This is a genomic window from Colwellia marinimaniae (assembly GCF_002207865.1).
Lineage (GTDB): Bacteria > Pseudomonadota > Gammaproteobacteria > Enterobacterales > Alteromonadaceae > Colwellia > Colwellia marinimaniae.
In genome coordinates this window covers 1-258 of record NZ_BDQM01000352.1, presented here as the reverse complement: position 1 = coordinate 258, position 258 = coordinate 1, and the positions used below count along the sequence as shown (strand labels likewise).

Genomic DNA, 258 nt, shown 5'->3' with positions numbered 1-258 from the left:
TTACAGGTGTTGGGGACTTGGCGTCGAGCTGAGGTGTCGGCCCCGACTCCGGCAGACCGTCCCTGTGCTCTGGTCGAGCAGTTCGTCGGCCACATCGAGGGGGTGGTTACTCGTGACGAGCGTGCCTGGCTTCTTGACGCGGTCGCCCGCGATGCTCGCGAGTGGGATGAGTGGTTTGGACGTTCTATCGACGTTGGCGGGCTGGAAAAAGAGCGCAACATCTTGAGGTATCGCCCGGCCTCGACACAGGTAAGAGGC

1 protein-coding gene is annotated in these 258 nt (G+C 62.4%); it reads left to right on the top strand.

Going from position 1 to position 258, the window contains the following annotated elements; genetic code table 11:
• Positions 1–33: 33 nt before the first annotated feature.
• On the top strand, positions 34–258 hold a 225-nt coding region (locus MTCD1_RS23730; protein ID WP_235013403.1), incomplete at its 3' end, for a hypothetical protein.